General features: G+C 57.9%; 17 protein-coding genes, 2 pseudogenes and 1 riboswitch. Of the genes and pseudogenes, 9 read left to right on the forward strand and 10 right to left on the reverse strand.

Annotated elements, in window-relative coordinates; translation table 11 throughout:
* Nucleotides 1-4: 4 nt before the first annotated feature.
* The 7 genes from ftsL to leuO all read right to left on the reverse strand — a co-directional run bounded on the left by ftsL (nt 5) and on the right by leuO (nt 7,259).
* Nucleotides 5-370 carry a cell division protein FtsL gene (ftsL, locus tag ABOC21_RS20570; RefSeq protein WP_426813088.1) on the reverse strand — a complete coding sequence of 122 codons (366 nt, stop codon included), beginning with the start codon at nt 368-370 and terminating at the stop codon, nt 5-7.
* Nucleotides 367-1,308: a 16S rRNA (cytosine(1402)-N(4))-methyltransferase RsmH gene (rsmH, locus tag ABOC21_RS20575; protein ID WP_426813089.1), complete on the reverse strand. Its 942-nt coding sequence runs from the start codon at nt 1,306-1,308 to the stop codon at nt 367-369. The genes ftsL and rsmH overlap by 4 nt, the downstream gene beginning before the upstream one ends.
* Before the next feature lies 1 nt (nt 1,309).
* Nucleotides 1,310-1,768 (reverse strand): division/cell wall cluster transcriptional repressor MraZ, encoded by a 459-nt coding sequence (mraZ, locus tag ABOC21_RS20580; protein WP_041144041.1) that lies wholly within the window; start codon nt 1,766-1,768, stop codon nt 1,310-1,312.
* Between the two features lie 637 nt (nt 1,769-2,405).
* Complete coding sequence (gene cra, locus ABOC21_RS20585; RefSeq protein WP_426813090.1) at nt 2,406-3,410, reverse strand: catabolite repressor/activator; 1,005 nt, start codon at nt 3,408-3,410, stop codon at nt 2,406-2,408.
* Between the two features lie 181 nt (nt 3,411-3,591).
* The gene (ilvN, locus tag ABOC21_RS20590; RefSeq protein WP_426815549.1) at nt 3,592-4,083 is read right to left on the reverse strand and encodes an acetolactate synthase small subunit; all 492 of its coding nucleotides are present in this window, start codon (nt 4,081-4,083) and stop codon (nt 3,592-3,594) included.
* A 2-nt stretch (nt 4,084-4,085) separates the two neighbouring features.
* Nucleotides 4,086-5,810: an acetolactate synthase 3 large subunit gene (gene ilvI, locus ABOC21_RS20595; RefSeq protein ID WP_426813091.1), complete on the reverse strand. Its 1,725-nt coding sequence runs from the start codon at nt 5,808-5,810 to the stop codon at nt 4,086-4,088.
* Nucleotides 5,811-6,281: 471 nt separating this feature from the next.
* A complete protein-coding gene (gene leuO / locus ABOC21_RS20600; RefSeq protein WP_426815550.1) occupies nt 6,282-7,259 on the reverse strand; it encodes a transcriptional regulator LeuO in 978 nt (325 codons plus the stop codon).
* Nucleotides 7,260-7,863: 604 nt separating this feature from the next.
* Between leuO and leuL the strand changes: the two genes are divergently transcribed.
* The 5 genes and pseudogenes from leuL (at nt 7,864) to leuD (ending at nt 12,727) form a co-directional block, all read left to right on the forward strand.
* On the forward strand, nt 7,864-7,950 hold the full coding sequence (gene leuL, locus ABOC21_RS20605) for a leu operon leader peptide (RefSeq protein WP_115193567.1): 87 nt from the start codon (nt 7,864-7,866) through the stop codon (nt 7,948-7,950).
* Between the two features lie 94 nt (nt 7,951-8,044).
* On the forward strand, nt 8,045-9,616 hold the full coding sequence (gene leuA / locus ABOC21_RS20610) for a 2-isopropylmalate synthase (RefSeq protein ID WP_426813092.1): 1,572 nt from the start codon (nt 8,045-8,047) through the stop codon (nt 9,614-9,616).
* Nucleotides 9,616-10,708, forward strand: a pseudogene (gene leuB / locus ABOC21_RS20615) (3-isopropylmalate dehydrogenase). The gene leuA and the pseudogene leuB overlap by 1 nt, the downstream one beginning before the upstream one ends.
* Before the next feature lie 2 nt (nt 10,709-10,710).
* On the forward strand, nt 10,711-12,111 hold the full coding sequence (gene leuC / locus ABOC21_RS20620) for a 3-isopropylmalate dehydratase large subunit (protein WP_426813093.1): 1,401 nt from the start codon (nt 10,711-10,713) through the stop codon (nt 12,109-12,111).
* Between the two features lie 10 nt (nt 12,112-12,121).
* Nucleotides 12,122-12,727 (forward strand): 3-isopropylmalate dehydratase small subunit, encoded by a 606-nt coding sequence (gene leuD, locus ABOC21_RS20625; protein ID WP_426813094.1) that lies wholly within the window; start codon nt 12,122-12,124, stop codon nt 12,725-12,727.
* Between the two features lie 67 nt (nt 12,728-12,794).
* Here leuD and ABOC21_RS20630 read toward each other — a convergent pair.
* Both ABOC21_RS20630 and sgrT read right to left on the reverse strand, forming a co-directional pair.
* Nucleotides 12,795-13,980, reverse strand: a pseudogene (locus ABOC21_RS20630) (sugar efflux transporter).
* A gap of 185 nt (nt 13,981-14,165) precedes the next feature.
* Nucleotides 14,166-14,318, reverse strand: a complete 153-nt coding sequence (sgrT, locus tag ABOC21_RS20635) for a glucose uptake inhibitor SgrT (protein ID WP_426813095.1) — start codon at nt 14,316-14,318, stop codon at nt 14,166-14,168.
* Between the two features lie 87 nt (nt 14,319-14,405).
* On the opposite strand from sgrT, the gene sgrR reads away from it, so the two are divergent.
* The 4 genes from sgrR (at nt 14,406) to thiQ (ending at nt 19,556) form a co-directional block, all read left to right on the forward strand.
* The gene (gene sgrR / locus ABOC21_RS20640) at nt 14,406-16,061 is read left to right on the forward strand and encodes an HTH-type transcriptional regulator SgrR (protein ID WP_426813096.1); all 1,656 of its coding nucleotides are present in this window, start codon (nt 14,406-14,408) and stop codon (nt 16,059-16,061) included.
* A gap of 61 nt (nt 16,062-16,122) precedes the next feature.
* Nucleotides 16,123-16,269: riboswitch (TPP riboswitch) on the forward strand.
* Nucleotides 16,270-16,301: 32 nt separating this feature from the next.
* A complete protein-coding gene (gene thiB, locus ABOC21_RS20645) occupies nt 16,302-17,285 on the forward strand; it encodes a thiamine ABC transporter substrate binding subunit (RefSeq protein ID WP_426813097.1) in 984 nt (327 codons plus the stop codon).
* Entirely contained in the window at nt 17,261-18,871 is a 1,611-nt protein-coding gene (gene thiP, locus ABOC21_RS20650; protein WP_426813098.1) for a thiamine/thiamine pyrophosphate ABC transporter permease ThiP, read from the forward strand. The genes thiB and thiP overlap by 25 nt, the downstream gene beginning before the upstream one ends.
* On the forward strand, nt 18,855-19,556 hold the full coding sequence (gene thiQ, locus ABOC21_RS20655) for a thiamine ABC transporter ATP-binding protein ThiQ (protein WP_426813099.1): 702 nt from the start codon (nt 18,855-18,857) through the stop codon (nt 19,554-19,556). Before thiP ends, thiQ begins: the two co-directional genes overlap by 17 nt.
* Here the strand turns inward: thiQ and ABOC21_RS20660 are convergent.
* Nucleotides 19,543-20,307 (reverse strand): DedA family protein, encoded by a 765-nt coding sequence (locus ABOC21_RS20660; protein ID WP_426813100.1) that lies wholly within the window; start codon nt 20,305-20,307, stop codon nt 19,543-19,545. The genes thiQ and ABOC21_RS20660 overlap by 14 nt on opposite strands.
* Nucleotides 20,308-20,314: the final 7 nt, after the last annotated feature.

Genomic DNA, 20,314 nt, shown 5'->3' on the forward strand with positions numbered 1-20,314 from the left:
ATCCTTATTTTTGTACAACGATATTTTCTTGTGATGGATCGACGTGTTGCATCTGCAACTTCTCGGTCGCGATCCGCTCAACCCGACTGTGATCGCCAAAGGCGTTCTCTTCGAGGATCAGGTTGCGCCATTCAATATCCAGCGCGTCACGTTCCAGAACCAGCTGTTCGCGCTGGGCGGTTAACAAACGGGTATGGTGCGCCGTCGTGACCACCGTAATTGCCGTAATGATGATGCAAATGAACAGACAGAGTGGCAGCTTCCCAAACCGCAGAAGGTCGTCCCCGATGACGCCAGGCAAAGCATGGCGCTCGTTGCTTCCTATCGACCCTTTAACCTTGCTTAAGGCTTCTGTCACTCTGCCGATCATGCGTTCGTCCTCTCTGCAATGCGCAGAACTGAACTACGGGCGCGTGGATTCTCTGCCACCTCTTCTTCGCCCGGCATCAACTTGCCTAATGCTCGCAGCTCACGGCCGCCCAGTTTACGCAGCTGCTCTTCGGTCATCGGTAGCCCTGCCGGAACCTGCGGACCGCGGCTTTGCTCACGCATAAAGCGCTTCACAATACGGTCTTCCAGCGAGTGGAAACTGATGATGGAAAGCCGCCCGCCCGGGGCCAGCACGCTGAGCGAGCTTTTTAGCGCCTGCTCTATCTCCTCCAGTTCACTGTTCACCCAAATGCGCACCGCCTGGAAGGTACGGGTCGCGGGATGTTTGAATTTATCCTTCACCGGGGTCGCCGCCGTCACCACTTCCGCCAGCTCTTTGGTGCGGGTCATGGGCTCAACGCGGTTGCGTTCGACGATGGCGCGCGCGATGCGCTTACCGAAGCGCTCTTCGCCAAAGGTCTTAATCACCCATGCAATATCGGCCTCTTCGGCCGTCTGCAGCCATTCGGCGGCCGACTGGCCGCGCGTCGGATCCATACGCATATCCAGCGGGCCGTCGCGCATAAACGAGAAGCCGCGCTCCGCGTCATCCAGCTGGGGTGACGAGACGCCAAGATCGAGAAGAATACCGTCGATCTTGCCCGTAAGTTTGCGCTCACTAACATAATCTGCGAGCGCAGAAAAAGGTCCGTGTACGATGGAAAAGCGGGGGTCATCAATGGTCTTCGCCACAGCGATCGCCTGCGGATCGCGATCGATTGCCAGCAGGCGTCCTTCCGCTCCCAGTCGGGAGAGGATCAGGCGCGAGTGGCCACCGCGGCCAAAAGTGCCATCAATGTAGATACCATCCGGGCGAATATTCAGGCCGTTAACGGCTTCATCCAGAAGTACCGAAGTATGTTTAAAATTTTCCATCATTCTATAAAGACAAATCCTGCAGTCGCTCCGGCAGTTCCCCGGTTGCGGACTGCTCAGCGTCGATATCTTCCTTGACCCGTTGATACCAGGTCGTTTCATCCCACAGCTCAAACTTATTGAACTGCCCGACCAGCATCACTTCTTTTGTCAGCCCGGCATGCTGCCGTAACACCGGGGCAATCAATAGCCGCCCGGCATTATCCATCTGACATTCGCTGGCATGTCCCAAAAGCAGACGCTGGACGCGCCGCTCTGCGGGATTCATGCTCGATAAACGCGACAATTTTTGCTCGATGATTTCCCATTCAGGCAAAGGGTAAAGCAGCAGGCACGGGTGATGAATGTCAATGGTGCACACCAATTGACCGGAAGCGCTCTCAATCAGCCCGTCGCGGTAACGCGTCGGTACGGCCAGACGGCCTTTGCTGTCGAGATTGACTAACGTTGCCCCACGGAACATGCCAGCCTCACCCCTTTTCGCCACTTTACCCCACAAATTCCCACCAGAAGGAGTTTACGGAGCGGAGGAAAAGCTTGTCAAGCCAGCATGAATACTAACGAAGCTCAAAAACCCATTATTTGCAGCCGATATTAGGCCTGATGAAATAATCATCAACTAACGAGGCAAATTAACGCTATGAATACGTGTAAGAAAATAACCAACAAATTCGTAACAGTTAAAAGCAACAAAATATCTTCGGCGGGAAAATATAAAGTGTCAGTTTGCGACGCGAGCGGCATTTTAGGCGATTCTGATGCCCGTTAACAGTACCGGTTGTCGTCGGAGAGGCTCTCTTGTCGCGGGGTAGAGAAGATTGTGGGTATTGTCTGCGATAAAATGAGTGTTAATTCAGCGCTTAACTTAGTGAATGTAACAAAATAATACAAACATCGGCCAGGAAATCTTTTTTTATACCCGGCAGGTGCAAGAAAGCCCCTGCTCCAGAATAAAACAAAATAATACGTAAAGAAGTTTAGGGATTTGTCTGAAAGATATTCAGTTTTGCATTTTTAAGGCAATTTGTATGGATTATCGCCAGATGCGCATCCGTCTGGCGAGCGGCAGAATTATCCCGGCAGCCTCCTGCCGGAAATATTCAACGACGGTTCAGGCTCCCGCGGCGATACAAATTCCGGCGAATTCGGCTCAGGCCAGGCTTTGGTTTGCGCGGTTCGTCGAGGCTGGCGAGGACGATCTCCAGCACGCGCTCGGCCACATCGCGGTGGCGCTGGGCCACTGCCAGCACCGGACACTGGAGGAAATCCAGCAGTTCGTTATCGCCGAAGGTCGCAATCGCCAGCTCGGAGGGCAGCTTGCCTTCCCGACGCAGCGTCACGTCCATCACGCCCTGCAGCAGCGGGAACGAGGTGGTAAACAGCGCCTGCGGCATCGGGTTGGTTTCCAGCCACTTTTCGAACAGCTGAGCCGCCGCTTCGCGCTCGTAGCTGTTAGCGTAGAGATACTGCACCTCCCGCGGGTCGTCCTGCCACGCGGCCCGGAAGCCCTGCTCGCGCAGGAAGCTTACGGAAAGCTCCGGCAGAGCGCCAAGATACAGCACGCTTTCGCCGGGGAATTTGCGCAGCTCGGCGCCCAGCATTTCCGCATCGTCCCGATCGGCGCCCACGACGCTGGTGAAGTGTTCGCGATCGAGAGCGCGATCGAGCGCAACAATCGGGAACGGATCGTTGGCCCAGCGCTGGTAGAACGGATGCTCAGGCGGTAATGAGGTCGACACGATAATGGCGTCAACCTGGCGCTGCAGCAGATGCTCAATGCAGCGCATCTCGTTATCTGGCTGATCTTCCGAACAGGCGATCAGCAGCTGATAGCCGCGCTGGCGCGCCTGACGCTCCAGATAATTAGCAATGCGGGTATAGCTGGTGTTTTCCAGATCCGGAATGACCAGACCAATAGAACGCGTGCGTCCTGCACGCAGACCGGCAGCGACCGCATTCGGGTGATAGTTGTGTTCACGAACCACAGCCATCACCTTTTCGACCGTTTTATCGCTCACGCGGTACTGCTTCGCTTTACCATTAATCACATAGCTAGCGGTGGTTCGCGAGACACCGGCCAGCCGGGCGATTTCATCCAGTTTCACAATTGCCCCTTGGGTAATTTAGTACAGAACATAACCTTTCTTCAGGTATGGATTCATTTCTATAACATCTAAACGCAGAATAGTTAGCGCAGCAACCGCTTTTATCTCCAGTTCCTACCGATTTCGCAAAAAAATAACCCGACAGTTTATGTCGGGCTATTTTTACGTCATTTTCAGCGACTCAGCGCATTATTTTATCACCGCGCGACAGGCCAACGACGCCCGAGCGAGCCACTTCAACAATTCTCGCGACGTCGCGCAGCGAGGCGATGAACGCATCCAGCTTATCGCTGGTGCCAACCAGCTGAACGGTGTAGATAGACGGGGTGACGTCGATAATCTGCCCGCGGAAGATCTCGGTGTTGCGCTTGACCTCCTCGCGGCCAAAGCCGCTGGCCTGCACCTTCACCAGCATAATCTCGCGCTCAACGTGCGAGTTTTGTGCGAGTTCGCTGACGCGCAGCACGTCCACCAGCTTATGCAGCTGCTTTTCGATCTGCTCAATCGCTTTCTCATCGCCCACGGTCTGAATCGTCATCCGCGAGAGCGTCGGGTCATCGGTGGGCGCCACCGTCAGGCTTTCAATGTTGTACCCACGCTGCGCAAAGAGACCAATAACGCGCGATAAGGCGCCCGATTCGTTTTCCAGTAATACCGATAATATCCGGCGCATAATCAGGTTCTCTCCGTTTTGCTCAACCACATCTCGTCCATCCCGCCGCCGCGAATATGCATCGGATATACGTGCTCGCTGCCGTCGACCGTTACGTCGACGAAGACCAGGCGATTATTACGCACCTGTTCCAGCGCTTCGGCCAGCTTCGACTCCAGCTCCTGCGGCTCGTTAATGCGAATCCCTACGTGGCCATACGCTTCTGCGAGGCGGACAAAATCCGGGAGCGACTCCATATACGACTGCGAGTGACGACCGGAATAGATCATGTCCTGCCACTGTTTCACCATCCCGAGATAGCGGTTATTCAGATTCAGCACCAGGACCGGCAGTTCGTACTGCAGCGCGGTGGAAAGTTCCTGGATATTCATCTGAATACTGCCGTCGCCGGTGACGCAAATAACGGTCTCATCCGGCAGCGCCATCTTCACGCCGAGCGCCGCCGGCAGGCCGAAGCCCATCGTGCCCAGGCCGCCGGAGTTGATCCAGCGTCTCGGCTTATCAAAGGGATAATAGAGCGCGGCAAACATCTGATGCTGGCCAACGTCGGAGGTGACGTAGGCATCGCCGTTGGTCAGACGCCAGATAGTCTCGATCACCGCCTGCGGTTTGATCTTGCCGCTTTGCGTATCGTATTGCAGGCAGTGACGCGCGCGCCACTGTTCGATCTGCCGCCACCAGTCGCGGAGCTCGTCCAGCGGCTGCTGCGCCTCTTCCTGCTCCAGCAGATCCAGCATCTGCTCCAGCACCTGACGGGCATCGCCAACGATCGGCACATCTGCCGGCACCGTTTTTGAAATTGACGTCGGATCGATATCGATATGCAGCACCGTGGCATTCGGGCAATATTTTGCCAGATTGTTGGTCGTGCGATCGTCAAAGCGGACGCCAACGGCGAAAATCACGTCGGAATGATGCATCGTCATGTTGGCTTCATAGGTACCATGCATGCCCAGCATGCCCAGCGCCTGCCGGTGCGTGGCCGGGAAAGCTCCCAGCCCCATCAGCGACGAAGCAACCGGCAGATTCAGTTTTTCCACCAGGCTATACAGCTGCTCTTCGCATCGGGCGTTAATCGCCCCGCCGCCGACGTACACCACCGGGTGTTTGGCCGCGATCAGCGTTTGCAGAGCGCGTTTAATTTGTCCTTTATGCCCGCTGGTTGTCGGATTATAGGAGCGCATGCTGACCGCATCCGGCCAGACGTACGGCAGCTTGTTCGCCGGATTGAGGATATCTTTCGGCAGATCGACGACAACCGGGCCGGGACGGCCGCTGGCCGCCAGCCAGAAGGCTTTCTTCAGGACGCCGGGGATATCTTCGGTTTGCTTAACCAGGAAGCTGTGCTTCACCACCGGTCGGGAAATACCGACCATATCGCACTCCTGGAAAGCGTCGTAGCCAATCAGGGAAGTCGCCACCTGTCCGGAGAGGATCACCAGAGGGATCGAGTCCATGTACGCCGTCGCAATGCCGGTAATGGCGTTTGTTGCTCCGGGCCCGGAGGTCACCAGCACGACCCCGACCTCACCCGTTGCGCGGGCGAGCCCGTCCGCCATATGCACCGCGGCCTGCTCGTGGCGGACCAAAATATGATCGATACCGCCGAGGGTGTGTAACGCATCATAGATATCGAGGACCGCCCCCCCGGGATAACCGAATACTTGCTTGACGCCCTGATCGACAAGCGACTGGACGACCATCTCGGCTCCTGACAACATCTCCATGGTTTGCCTCCCGGCTTATTGTTTTTAACGACAGCGGAATTCAATTTCCGCGCGTTCGCACAAATGCGCAGAAACTTGTCTTTGCATTGAGGTGAATGGACTGCATGCCATTACCATAACTGGTCGCTAACGGGCAGGCAATTAGCCGCCGCGAGTACGCGAGAGGCATTAAAAGAATAAAAAATAGGATTTAATAAAAAATCAGGTGAAAAACTTCACCGACAGGAAATGACGCAAATCATTACTCTGGCAAATCGCCGCGTCGCAGTAAATCATCCATTTTTAATCTGAATCTGCGGATAGCCGAGACCTTCAAACAGAATAAAATTCTGCTTTATTGCTTATAAATAGATAATGAAATCTAAAAATGGCCACCATGTGAGCCTCGCTCAACGACTGGCTCGAATATCCCCTGCGCCCCCTTCACAAAGCAGGAGCCGCGGCTCCCGTTTGTGGTGATGCGCGGACAGATTAGCGCCGGCAGATATTGACCAGCAGTTCTTTCATCCACTGGTGGCCTTTATCGCGGCCAGCGGCCTCGTGCCATGAAAGATAGCAGGTCCGGCTATTAACCGGCAGCGGCAGCGTGACCAGCTGCAGGTTAAGCTTATCCGCGAATTCAGCCGCCAGCCACCGCGGCGCAATCGCCACCATTTGCGTTTGCGAAACCACGTTTAATACGCTGACCAGCGCATTGCCCTGATAGGCAATCCGCGCCTGTTTATCGAGATTGTCATACCAGGGCTGACTGAACGAGGCGTAGCGATCCAGGGCAACAACCGCGTGCTCTTCCCGATAAATGTCATCCTCTGCCGACAATCCGCTAATACGCGGATGCTGACGGCTGGCGACTAATACCATCTCATCGTTAAACAGCGGCACGCAGGAAAATTCAGGACGGCGAAACTCTTCATAGCCCACCACGAATTCAATTTCCTGATAACGTAATTGATGCTCGGTATTTTGATTCAGCGCCGATTTAAAAATCAAATGAATATTTGGCGCGGCGACACTAACTTTATTGAGGATTGTTGCCGTCAAATAGTTATCCAGCGGGCTGCAGACGCACAGATTAAACACCCGCTCGCTGCTTATTGGCTCAAAGCCGGATCCCGGCAGCTCGTTCTGCACCAGCTGCAGGGCCTGGCGCACCGAGCCAAACAGCTGAAACGCGCGCGCCGTAGGCTGAATCCCGCGTCCGTAGCGAACGAACAGCTCGTCATTAAACATGACCTTCAGACGCGCTACGGCGTTGCTGACCGCCGGCTGCGACATCCCCAGAGAGTGCGCCGCCCGGGTGATATTCTGCTCCTGCATCACCGCATCAAAGACGGTGAGCAGATTGAGATCGACCATTCGTAGCTGAGGTTTCACCGCTTCCACAGCTTCCACCGCGGGGGCCGTTTGATATTCAATACTTTCAATTACCATATCTAATTTCACCATCAGGCTAAATTCCCTTTGCACAAGTACCGTAATTAATGCTGAAAATATCATTTAGCACGCATATGAAATTTGCAAAAGGGTAAAAACGAATTTTAGGAATATATCAAAGTTATGATTTCGACAAAAATAAGCACCATAAGAAAACGGCCGACTAATTTTAAATATATCGATTACTTGATGGAGTTAAGTTTACTCATAACTTATAAATATAAACAACGGCAGAAATAGTTAACTTAAATTGAAGCAGCATTAAAGTATCGATTAAAAATCGCTATTAAAATTAACATTCCGTTATCATCGATAATTAACCTGAGCTCATTTAAATATATTCATAAGGAAAATATTCTCACTCTTTTCATTAAGATGCCGACCGTTGCCGCCCCGGCAACGTGATGCCTTGAATGAGAAGAAAATGGTGCGAATGCTTTAAATGGCCTCGCCCCTGCCGCGGCGCCAAAAACGATTGTCGGCAAAAAAGCGCGATCTTCAGCACAATTAGCTAATTCAGCGCCAGGGTAAAAAGACGTTTTTCCCCCTCAGGGGTTGACATCAAAAGGCGTATCCAGTAACTCTAAGAGCATATCGATTTCATCTGGAGCATGACGCAATGATCCGCAGCACTCGTTTCACCAGCCTACTACTACTAAACGCATCCAATTTGCGCGGTAGGCTGCTGGGCGACGTTAAGCGTTAGTCATCTTCCAGTAAGACTATAAAACCCGCGCCATTGCGCGGGTTTTTTTATGCTCGTCAGCAAGGCGCCCAGGACACCGATTAAGGATTTAACCATGAGCCAGCAAGTCATTATTTTCGATACGACCTTACGTGACGGGGAACAAGCGTTACAGGCCAGCCTGAGCGTTAAAGAGAAGCTGCAGATTGCCCTGGCCCTTGAGCGTATGGGCGTAGACGTGATGGAAGTCGGTTTCCCAGTCTCATCTCCGGGCGACTTTGAATCCGTACAGACCATCGCGCGCACCATCAAAAACAGCCGCGTCTGCGCCCTGGCCCGCTGCGTAGAGAAAGATATCGACGTCGCGGCCGAGTCGTTAAAAGTCGCCGAAGCGTTCCGTATTCATACTTTTATCGCCACTTCGCCGATGCACATCGCGACCAAACTGCGCAGCACCCTCGACGAAGTGATTGAGCGTTCGATCTATATGATTAAACGCGCCCGTAACTATACCGACGACGTTGAATTTTCCTGTGAAGATGCCGGCCGTACGCCGATTGCCGACCTGGCGCGCGTCGTTGAAGCGGCCATTCGCGCCGGTGCGACCACCATTAACATCCCGGATACCGTCGGCTATACCATGCCGTTCGAATTCTCCAACATCATTACCGGCCTGTACGAGCGCGTGCCGAACATCGACAAAGCGATCATTTCGGTTCACACCCATGACGATTTGGGCTTAGCCGTCGGCAACGCCATTGCCGCCGTCCACGCCGGCGCGCGCCAGGTTGAAGGCGCCATGAACGGCATCGGCGAACGTGCGGGCAACTGTTCGCTGGAAGAAGTCATCATGGCCATCAAGGTGCGTAAAGATATTATGGACGTACGCACCCGCATCAATCACAGCGAAATCTGGCGCACCAGCCAGACCGTCAGCCAGATTTGCAACATGCCGATCCCGGCGAACAAAGCCATCGTCGGCACCGGCGCTTTCGCCCACTCTTCCGGTATTCACCAGGACGGCGTGCTGAAGAACCGCGAAAACTACGAAATCATGACCCCGGAATCCATCGGCCTGAATCAGGTACAGCTGAACCTGACCTCTCGCTCCGGCCGCGCGGCGGTGAAGCACCGCATGGAAGAGATGGGCTATAAGGAAAGCGACTACAACATGGACCACCTGTATGACGCCTTCCTGAAGCTGGCGGACAAAAAGGGTCAGGTCTTCGACTACGACCTGGAAGCGCTGGCCTTTATTAACAAGCAGCAGGAAGAGCCCGAGCATTTCCGCCTGGACTACTTCAGCGTGCAATCCGGATCCAACGCCATCGCCACCGCCTCCGTCAAGCTGGCCTGCGGCGATGAAGTGAAGTCCGAAGCGGCTAACGGCAACGGCCCGGTCGATGCCGTATATCAGGCAATCAACCGCGTTACGGCGTATGACATCGAGCTGGTTAAGTATGGTTTAAGCGCCAAGGGCCACGGTAAAGACGCGCTGGGCCAGGTTGATATCGTCGTTAACTACAACGGTCGCCGTTTCCACGGCGTCGGGCTGGCGACGGATATCGTCGAATCCTCGGCGAAGGCGATGGTTCACGTCCTGAACAACATCTGGCGCGCCGCTGAAGTCGAAAAAGAGTTGCAACGCAAAGCTCAAAATAACGAGAACAAGAAGGAAACCGTGTAATGTCGAAGAATTACCATATTGCTGTTTTGCCAGGTGATGGCATTGGCCCGGAAGTCATGAACCAGGCGATGAAAGTACTGGAAGCCGTCCGTAACCGTTTTGATATGCGCATTACCACCAGCCAGTATGACGTTGGCGGCATCGCCATCGATCGCCAGGGCACTCCGCTGCCGCAGGCAACCGTAGACGGCTGCGAGCAGGCGGACGCCATTCTGTTCGGCTCGGTCGGGGGCCCAAAATGGGAGCACCTGCCGCCCGCAGAGCAGCCGGAGCGCGGCGCGCTGCTGCCGCTGCGTAAACATTTCAAGCTGTTCAGCAACCTGCGTCCGGCGAAGCTGTACCAGGGGCTGGAAGAGTTTTGCCCGCTGCGCGCGGATATCGCCGCCAACGGTTTCGACATTCTGTGCGTCCGTGAACTGACCGGCGGCATCTACTTCGGCCAGCCGAAGGGTCGCGAAGGCAGCGGTCATCACGAAAAAGCCTTTGATACCGAGGTTTATCACCGTTTTGAGATCGAGCGCATTGCGCACATCGCGTTTGAATCGGCCCGCAAGCGCCGGAGCAAAGTGACCTCTATCGACAAAGCCAACGTGCTGCAGTCCTCCATTTTGTGGCGGGAAATCGTCGGTGAAATCGCCAAAGAGTACCCGGACGTTGAGCTGGCGCACATGTACATCGACAACGCCACCATGCAGCTCGATTAAAGACCCGTCCCAGTTTGACGTGCTGCTGTGCTCCAACCTGTTCGGCGACATTCTGTCCGACGAATGCGCGATGATCACCGGCTCCATGGGCATGCTGCCGTCCGCCAGCCTCAACGAACAAGGCTTTGGCCTGTATGAGCCGGCAGGCGGCTCGGCGCCGGATATCGCCGGTAAGAACATCGCCAACCCGATCGCCCAGATCCTGTCGCTGGCGCTGCTGCTGCGCTACAGCCTCAATGCGGACGCGGCGGCAACGGCTATCGAAAGCGCGATCAACCGCGCATTGGAAGAAGGCATTCGTACCGGCGATTTAGCGCGCGGCGCGGCGGCAGTCAGTACCGATGAAATGGGCGACATCATTGCCCGCTATGTCGCTGAAGGGGTGTAATCATGGCGAAGACGTTGTATGAAAAATTGTTTGATGCTCACGTGGTTTATGAAGCACAAAACGAAACCCCGCTGCTGTATATCGACCGTCATCTGGTACACGAAGTGACCTCCCCGCAGGCATTTGATGGCCTGCGCGCGCACAACCGCCAGGTGCGCCAGCCGGGAAAAACCTTCGCCACCATGGATCATAACGTTTCGACTCAAACTAAAGACATCAACGCGTCCGGCGAAATGGCGCGTATCCAGATGCAGGAGCTGATTAAGAACTGTAAAGAGTTCGGCGTTGAGCTGTACGACCTGAACCACCCGTATCAGGGGATCGTGCACGTGATGGGCCCTGAACAGGGCGTGACCCTGCCGGGGATGACCATCGTCTGCGGCGACTCCCATACCGCAACCCACGGCGCGTTCGGCGCGCTGGCGTTCGGCATCGGGACTTCCGAAGTTGAGCACGTGCTGGCCACCCAGACCCTGAAGCAGGGTCGCGCCAAAACGATGAAGATCGAGGTTCAGGGCCAGGCGGCGCCCGGCATCACCGCGAAAGATATCGTACTGGCGATCATCGGCAAAACCGGCAGCGCCGGCGGCACCGGCCACGTGGTCGAATTCTGCGGCGAAGCCATCCGCAACCTGAGCATGGAAGGCCGCATGACCCTGTGCAATATGGCCATCGAGTTGGGCGCCAAAGCCGGCCTGGTCGCGCCGGACGAAACCACCTTCAGCTACGTGAAGGGGCGTCTGCATGCGCCGAAGGGCCAGAACTTCGACGCAGCCGTTGAATACTGGAAAACCCTGACCACCGACGCCGACGCCACCTTTGACACCGTCGTCACCTTACAGGCAGCAGAGATCGCTCCGCAGGTCACCTGGGGAACCAATCCGGGCCAGGTTATCTCCGTCACCGACATCATTCCCGACCCGGCCTCTTTCGCCGATCCGGTAGAGCGCGCGAGCGCGGAAAAAGCGCTGGCCTATATGGGCCTGAAGCCGGGCATCCCGCTGACCGAAGTCGCAATTGATAAAGTCTTTATCGGCTCCTGTACCAACTCGCGCATTGAAGACTTACGCGCGGCGGCGGAGATCGCCAGGGGACGTAAAGTCGCGCCGGGCGTGCAGGCATTAGTGGTGCCAGGCTCAGGCCCGGTGAAGGCGCAGGCGGAAGCAGAAGGTCTGGATAAGATCTTTATCGAAGCCGGCTTTGAATGGCGCCTGCCGGGCTGCTCCATGTGCCTGGCGATGAACAATGACCGCCTGAACCCGGGCGAGCGCTGCGCATCCACCAGCAACCGTAACTTTGAAGGCCGTCAGGGCCGCGGCGGACGTACCCACTTAGTCAGCCCGGCAATGGCCGCAGCGGCGGCCGTTAGCGGCCATTTCGCCGACATCCGCGACATCAAATAAGGAGACCATCATGGCAGAGAAATTTACCCAACATACGGGCCTGGTGGTGCCGCTGGATGCTGCAAACGTCGATACCGATGCGATCATTCCCAAGCAGTTCCTGCAGAAAGTCACCCGCACCGGTTTTGGCGCGCACCTGTTTAACGACTGGCGTTTTCTGGACGACAAAGGCGAAGTGCCTAACCCGGAATTCGTCCTTAACTTCCCGGAGTTTAAAGGCGCCTCGATTCTGCTGGCGCGGGAAAACTTCGGCTGCGGCTCCTCGCGCGAACATGCGCCCTGGGCATTGACCGATTACGGCTTTAAAGTGGTGATCGCCCCCAGCTTCGCCGATATCTTCTACGGCAACAGCTTCAACAACCAGCTGCTGCCGGTGACCCTGAGCGACGAGCAGGTCGACGAGATGTTTAAGCTGGTGCAGGCCAACCCGGGCATTACCTTCGAGGTGGATCTGGAAGCCGAAGTGGTGAAAGCGGGCGACAGGTCGTACAGCTTTAAAATTGACGCCTTCCGCCGCCACTGCATGCTGAACGGCCTCGACAGCATCGGCCTGACGCTGCAGCACGAAGAGGCGATCTCCGCCTACGAGAACAAGCAGCCGGCCTTTATGAACTAATATAGCCGCCAGCTCTCCTGCCCGGTCCTATGACCGGGCATTTTTTTAGCTCTTTCGCTGCCCGGCGCTAGATATCCTTGACCTTGCCGGTTAGCAGCAGCGTCACCAGCGAAATCGCCGCAATCGCCCAGTAAACGCTGGCGTGGCCGTAGCTTTGCGACAGCGCCCCCTGCAGCACGCCGGCAAGGATCACGCCGGTGGAAATACTGTTGGTGAACAGCGTGGTGGCCGCTCCCGCGCGTCCCGGCATCAGGTCCTGGAACCACAGCATGCCGATCCCGGCGACAATACCGATAAAAATGGCGTTAAACAGCTGTAGCGCCAGCAGCGCCGTGCGGTCATGGAACAGGATCAGCCCGACGTAGAACAGCACTCCGGCGGCTACGGCGGCGACCATCATCCGCCGCTTGCCCCAGCGTTTAACGTAGTAGCCCGCAACGATCATCGCCGGGATCTCCAGCCCGGCCGCGGTGCCCATTAAGATCCCGGCCAGGCTATCCGGCAGGCCGAGATCGCTGCTGATCCACAGCGGCATATCGATGATGTACATGGTGTTGCAGGTCCACATCAGCGTCGAGGCGATAAACAGCATCCGCACGTTTTTATCCTGCCAGCCGCCGGCCTGGGCTATCACCCCCGCCGCTTCCGAAGGCTGCTCCACCCGCGCCACCGACGGCAGCTTAAACGCAATCAGCGCCAGGCTAATGACGAAAATCCCGGCCGCAATCGTGAACATGGTGGTAAAGCCGTAGTTCAGCGCCAGCATAAAGGCCAGCGGCGGGCCGATAACCCACGCCAGCGACAGCTGGGCGCGCATGATCGAGCTGAACATCACCACTTCCCGCGCCGAGTCTGTCGGCATACTCCCGCGCCAGAGCGAACAGCTGCGGCATCGCGGCGTTGGCGATGGATGCCAGCATCACGCCGCAGGTAATCAGGGTTAGGTAGTGGCGATTAAAGGCAAACAGCAGCGCGTTGCCCACCGCCATCAGACAGCAGAACATAATCAGCCGCCGGCGGTCGCCCTGGCTATCGGAGCGCTTCGCCAGCGCCAGGCTGACCGCGATCCCGGCAATGGCGTTAACGGTATAGAACAGCCCGACCCAGAAGGGCTGCGCACCGACTTCGCGGCTGAGAAACAGGCTGAGCGTCGGGGCCTGCAGCGCGCCGGCAATCCCCATCATAAAAGCGACCAGCATAAAAGCCGCGTAGACGCCGTTCAGCCGCCGTCCCATCGTCATTAACCACAGCATGTCATGTCCTTAGCGCGCGAAGAAAACGAAAAAAGCCAGCAGAAGTCATCTGCTGGCGGGTGATTTTATACGCTATCTATTTCATGTTACAGGCCGGCGACCATAGCTAGCGGGCCGCGGTAACGCCGGGAACGTGAAAGACGACAGGTACGCACCAATACTCAGTCACACATGATGTCTGCAAGTTAACGATCAGAGGTCGGTGACGTAACTCCCCACTGCATCAGCTCGCCGAGTATTTCCTGCTGTCGTCCTGCCATCAGGCGGGCTAGCCATGACGCATCCTGCGTCGCAGAAAAGTAGCGTTGGTAGAACTGCTTAGCGGTTGACCTCATCATATTCATCTCCTCGCTTCATCGGAATCTATTATTGGCCTAATATAGGGATTAATAAATTGCTGAGTTTTTATCAGGAGTTCCCCTTTTATGTCTTCCGCCCGTCTGCAACAACAGTTCATCCGCTTATGGCAATGCTGCGAAGGCAGGTCGCAGGAGACGACGCTCAACGAGCTGGCGGAGATGCTTAGCTGCTCGCGCCGGCATATGAGAACCCTGCTGAACATGATGGAGGAGCGCGGCTGGCTCACCTGGGAGGCGGAAGCGGGACGCGGTAAGCGCTCGAAGCTGGCCTTCCTCTACACCGGCCTGGCGCTGCAGCAGCAGCGGGCGGAAGATCTGCTGGAGCAGGATCGCATCGATCAGCTGGTGCAGCTGGTCGGCGATAAGGCCGCCGTGCGCCAGATGCTGGTCTCCCATCTCGGACGGAGCTTTCGCCAGGGGCGGCATATTCTGCGCGTGCTCTACTACCGGCCGATGAAAAATCTGCTCCCCGGCAGCGCCCTGCGCCGTTCGGAAAACCATATCGCCCGGCAAATCTTCAGCGCCCTGACGCGGGTAAATGAGGAAAATGGGGAACTGGAAGCCGATATTGCCCACCACTGGCAGCAGCTCTCACCCACCCACTGGCGCTTCTTTTTGCGTCCCGGCATCCACTTTCACCACGGCCGCGAGCTGGAAATGGAGGATGTGATCTCCTCTTTGCAGCGCAGCAGCGCCCTGCCGCTCTACTCCCATATTGAGCGCATCATCTCGCCTACCGCCTGGACGCTGGATATCCATCTGACACAGCCGGACCGCTGGCTGCCGTGGCTGCTGGGCCAGGTTTCCGCGGTGATACTGCCGCGCGAATGGCAGTCGATGGAGAACTTCTCCGCGATGCCGATCGGCACCGGGCCCTATGCGGTGGCGCGCAATAACCAAAGCCAGCTAAAGATCCATGCCTTCGACGACTACTTCGGCTATCGGGCGTTAATTGATGAGGTCAACGTCTGGGTGCTGCCGGAGATTGGCGAAGAGTCGAACGGCGGCTTAACCCTGCAGGGCACCACGCAGAGCGAGAAAGCCGTCGAAAGTCGTCTGGAAGAAGGCTGCTACTACCTGCTGTTTGATTCCCGCAGCCCGCTTGGCGCCAATGCCGCCGTGCGCCAGTGGCTGAGCTATCTGTTCCAGCCGGCGAACCTGCTCTACCACGCGGGCGAACACTACCAGGGCAACTGGTTCCCGGCCTACGGCCTGCTGCCGCGCTGGCACCACGCGCGCAGCCAGGCCTGCGAGAAACCCGCGGGCCTGGAGTCGGTGACGCTGACCTATTACCAGGACCATATTGAGCACCGCGCGATCGGCGCCATTATGGCGACGCTGCTGGCCGAGCATCAGGTCAGGCTGGAGATTCGGGAGCTGGAGTACGCGGAGTGGCATCGCGGCGAGGTGGTCAGCGACATCTGGCTAAACAGCGCCAACTTTACCCTGCCGATAGACTTCTCCCTGTTCGCCTGGCTGTATGAAGTCCCGCTCATTCGCCACTGCATCCCGATTGACTGGCAGGAGGATGCCGGCCGCTGGCATGCGGGCGAGCTAAACCCGGCCACCTGGAGCCAGCAGCTGCTGGCCAATCAAACGATCGTACCGCTGATCCACCACTGGCTGATGATCCAGGGGCAGCGCAGCATGCGCGGCGTGAGAATGAATACCCTCGGCTGGTTTGATTTTAAATCGGCGTGGTTTGCGCCGCCGGAACCCTAGCGCCCTCCCCGGCGGACGCTTAAGCCCTTTCGGTCCGCTAACAAAATCATTACACTGGTCGCCGTTCTCAACGGGGTGCTAATAAACGTACGCGATATCATTCAGGCTGCATCAAGGCTGCCTGCAGGGTGAAGCGTATGGGCTGAGAAAATACCCGTCGAACCTGATCCGGATAACGCCGGCGAAGGGATTTGAGGCTCACTCAAAATCCTTTGCCACCCCTTTTTTGTGAGGTGCAAAGTGTTGAAAAAATTACTCCCGCTGCTGGTGCTGGTCGCCGCTCCCGCGTTGGCTAAGCCCGTTCTCACCGTTTATACCTACGACTCCTTTTCCGCGGACTGGGGCCCGGGCCCGGCCGTCAAAAAGGCGTTTGAAGCCGACTGCGGCTGCGAGCTGAAGTTCGTGGCGCTGGAAGATGGCGTCTCGCTGCTGAATCGTCTGCGCATGGAAGGCAAAAACAGCAAAGCCGACGTGGTGCTCGGACTGGACAACAACCTGCTGGAAGCGGCGGCGCAAAGCAAGCTGTTCGCCAAAAGCAACGTGCCAACCGACGCGCTCACCGTCCCCGGCGGCTGGAACAACGATACCTTCGTCCCCTTTGATTACGGCTATTTCGCCTTCGTCTACGATAAAAACAAGCTCAAGAACCCGCCCAAAAGCCTGAAAGAGCTGGTTGAGAGCGACCAGAAATGGCGGGTGATCTACGAAGATCCGCGCACCAGCACGCCGGGCCTCGGCCTGCTGCTGTGGATGCAGAAAGTGTACGGCGACAAATCCCCGCAGGCCTGGGAGAAGCTGGCGGCGAAAACCGTCACCGTGACCAAAGGCTGGAGCGAGGCCTACGGCCTGTTCCTGAAGGGGGAAAGCGATCTGGTGCTGAGCTATACCACCTCGCCGGCTTATCACATTATCGCAGAGAAAAAGGATAACTACGCGGCGGCCGGCTTCAGCGAAGGCCACTACCTGCAGGTCGAAGTGGCGGCCCGCACCGCGGCCAGCAGGCAGCCGGAGCTGGCGGAAAAATTCCTTAAGTTTATGGTCTCTCCCGGCTTCCAGAACGCTATCCCGACCGGCAACTGGATGTATCCGGTTACCCAGGCGACGCTCCCCGCCGACTTTGACACGCTGGTCAAACCGCAGACCACGCTGGAGTTCACTCCGCAGCAGGTCGCTGGCGAACGGCAGAACTGGATTAACGCATGGCAACGCGCCGTCAGCCGCTAGCTATCGGCTGGCTGCTGCCGGGCCTGGCCGCCGCCTTCGTGCTGGTCGCGGTGGCGCTGGCCGCCTTTCTGGCGCTCTGGAGCAGCGCGCCGGAGGCGGCCTGGCAGGCGATCGTTCGCGACAGCTATCTCTGGCACGTCGTCCGCTTCTCCTTCTGGCAGGCGTCTCTTTCGGCGCTGCTCTCGGTGGCGCCGGCTATTTTTCTCGCCCGCGCCCTTTACCGGCGCCGCTTTCCCGGCCGCACGCTGCTGCTGCGCCTGTGCGCGATGACGCTCATCCTGCCGGTGCTGGTGGCGGTATTCGGCATCCTCAGCGTTTACGGCCGTCAGGGCTGGCTGGCGGCGGCATTTAGCGCGCTGGGATGGCGGTGGGATTTCTCCCCTTACGGGCTGCAGGGAATTCTGCTGGCGCACGTCTTCTTCAATATGCCGATGGCGACCCGCCTGCTGCTGCAGGCGCTGGAGAATATACCCGGCGAACAGCGGCAGATGGCGGCCCAGCTTGGCATGCGCGGCTTGCACTTTTTCCGCTTCGTAGAGTGGCCGTGGCTGCGGCGGCAAATTCCGCCGGTGGCGGCGCTGATCTTTATGCTCTGTTTCGCCAGCTTTGCTACCGTCCTCTCCCTTGGCGGCGGCCCGCGGGCCACCACTATCGAACTGGCGATCTACCAGGCGCTGAGCTTTGATTACGATCCGGCCCGCGCGGCGATGCTGGCGCTGATCCAGATGGGCTGCTGCCTCGGGCTGGTGCTGCTCAGCCAGCGCCTGAGCAAGGCCGTGGCGATCGGCGTGACCCACGTTCGCGGCTGGCGCGACCCCGACGATCGCCTGCACAGCCGCCTCACCGACTGCGTGCTGATCGCGATCGCGCTGCTGCTGCTGCTGCCGCCGCTGCTGGCAGTCGTCATCGACGGCCTGAATAGCAATCTGCCGCGGGTGCTGGCCCAGCCTGCGCTATGGCAGGCCCTGTCAACCTCCCTGCGCATCGCGCTGGCCGCCGGCGCGCTCAGCGTTGTTCTGACGATGATGCTGCTGTGGAGCAGCCGCGAGCTGCGCATCCGCCGCCGCCCGCTGGCCGGCCAGGCGCTGGAGCTCAGCGGGATGCTGATCCTCGCCATGCCGGGGATCGTGCTCGCGACCGGCTTCTTTTTGCTGCTCAATAATAGCGTTGGCCTGCCCGACACCGCCGACAGCATCGTTATCTTCACCAACGCGCTGATGGCGATCCCCTATGCGCTGAAGGTGCTGGAAAACCCGATGCGCGACGTCGCCGTGCGCTACGGCATGCTCTGCCAATCGCTGGGGATGAGCGGCTTTACCCGCCTGCGGGTGGTTGAACTGCGCGCCCTAAAGCGCCCGCTGGCCCAGGCGCTGGCCTTTGCCTGCGTGCTTTCGATCGGTGATTTCGGCGTGGTGGCGCTGTTCGGCAACGACGATTTCCGCACCCTGCCGTTCTATCTGTATCAGCAGATTGGCGCCTATCGTAGCCAGGACGGTGCCGTTACCGCCCTGCTGCTGCTGGCGCTGTGCTTTGTCCTCTTTACCGTAATTGAGAAGCTACCGGGGCGTGATGTTAAAACTGAATGATGTAACCTGGCTGTATCAGCACCTGCCAATGCGCTTCACCCTCGCCGTACAGCGCGGCGAACGCCTTGCGGTGCTCGGCCCCAGCGGGGCGGGGAAAAGCACCCTGCTGAACCTGATCGCCGGCTTTTTGCCGCCGGCGAGCGGCAGCATCGTCATCGACGGTCAGCCGCATACCGCGACTCCGCCGGCCCAGCGCCCGGTATCGATGCTGTTTCAGGAAAATAACCTCTTTAACCATCTCACCATCCGCCAGAACATCGGCCTCGGCATGAACCCAGGGCTTAAGCTGAGCGCCGGGCAAAACGCCAGTCTGCAGGCGATTGCCGAACAGATGGGCATCGATTCCCTGCTGGAGAGGCTTCCCGGCGAGCTATCCGGCGGTCAACGGCAGCGGGCGGCGCTGGCGCGCTGTCTGGTGCGTGAGCAGCCGGTACTGCTGCTGGATGAGCCGTTTTCCGCGCTCGATCCGGCGCTGCGTCAGGAGATGCTGGTTTTGGTCGCGGAGGTTTGCCAGCGCCGCAATTTAACGCTGCTGATGGTGTCGCATAGCGTGGAGGATGCCGCCCGTATCGCCCCTCGGTCGCTGGTGGTGGCCGACGGGCGTATCGCCTGGGATGGCGCCACCGAGGCGCTCTTAAGCGGCAACAGCAGCGCCTCCCATCTGTTAGGGATCAGCGCGCGATAACGTGGCGCAGGATATTGAGATAGACCGGCATCAGCGGGTGGCGGATCACCACCGTTAACGCCGCGCCCGCCAGCGCCAGCGCCAGCGGGGTCAGCCACAGCAGGCGCGCGCGCGGCAGCAGTCGGGTCAGCCGATCGCGCATTTTTGCGCTGCGCCACAGGCGCCAGCATAGCCAGCCGGCCAGCCATGCCAGCAGAGCGGCGCTCAGCAGCAGCCACTTAAAGCCGGCGCTGTTCTCATCGGCGGGAATATCAATGGCCGCGCCGGCAAGAATGCCCGGCAAAAAGTAGAGCGGCGGCCACAGCAGGCAGCCAATAATATTCGGCAGAATAAACTTCGCCACCGGCAGGTCGAGCATCCCGGCAACCATCGGCACCAGCGGCCTCGTCGGCCCGACGAAGCGCCCGATCAGGATCGTGACCATGCTGTGCTGATGCAGCGCGTGCTCGGTCTTATCAAGCAGCGCTTTGTTTTTCTTCATAAACGACCAGCGATGCAGCGGTTTTTTAAACCGCCAGCCGAGCCAGAAGGAAATCCAGTCGCCGAATAAACAGCCGACGATCCCCGCCAGCCACGCCTGCCAGAAGTTAACCTCGCCGCTGCCGATAAGCGCGCCCAGCCCGGCCATCATCACCGTGCCCGGCAGTATCAGCCCCACCAGCGCCAGCGATTCAAGAAAGGCGACCAGCATCACGGCTATCAGCGAGTAGACCGTGGATTGGGTGATAAAATGTTCCAGCAATGCTTGCATAGTGTGC

Source organism: Klebsiella sp. WOUb02 (assembly GCF_050058015.1).
Taxonomy (GTDB): domain Bacteria; phylum Pseudomonadota; class Gammaproteobacteria; order Enterobacterales; family Enterobacteriaceae; genus Klebsiella.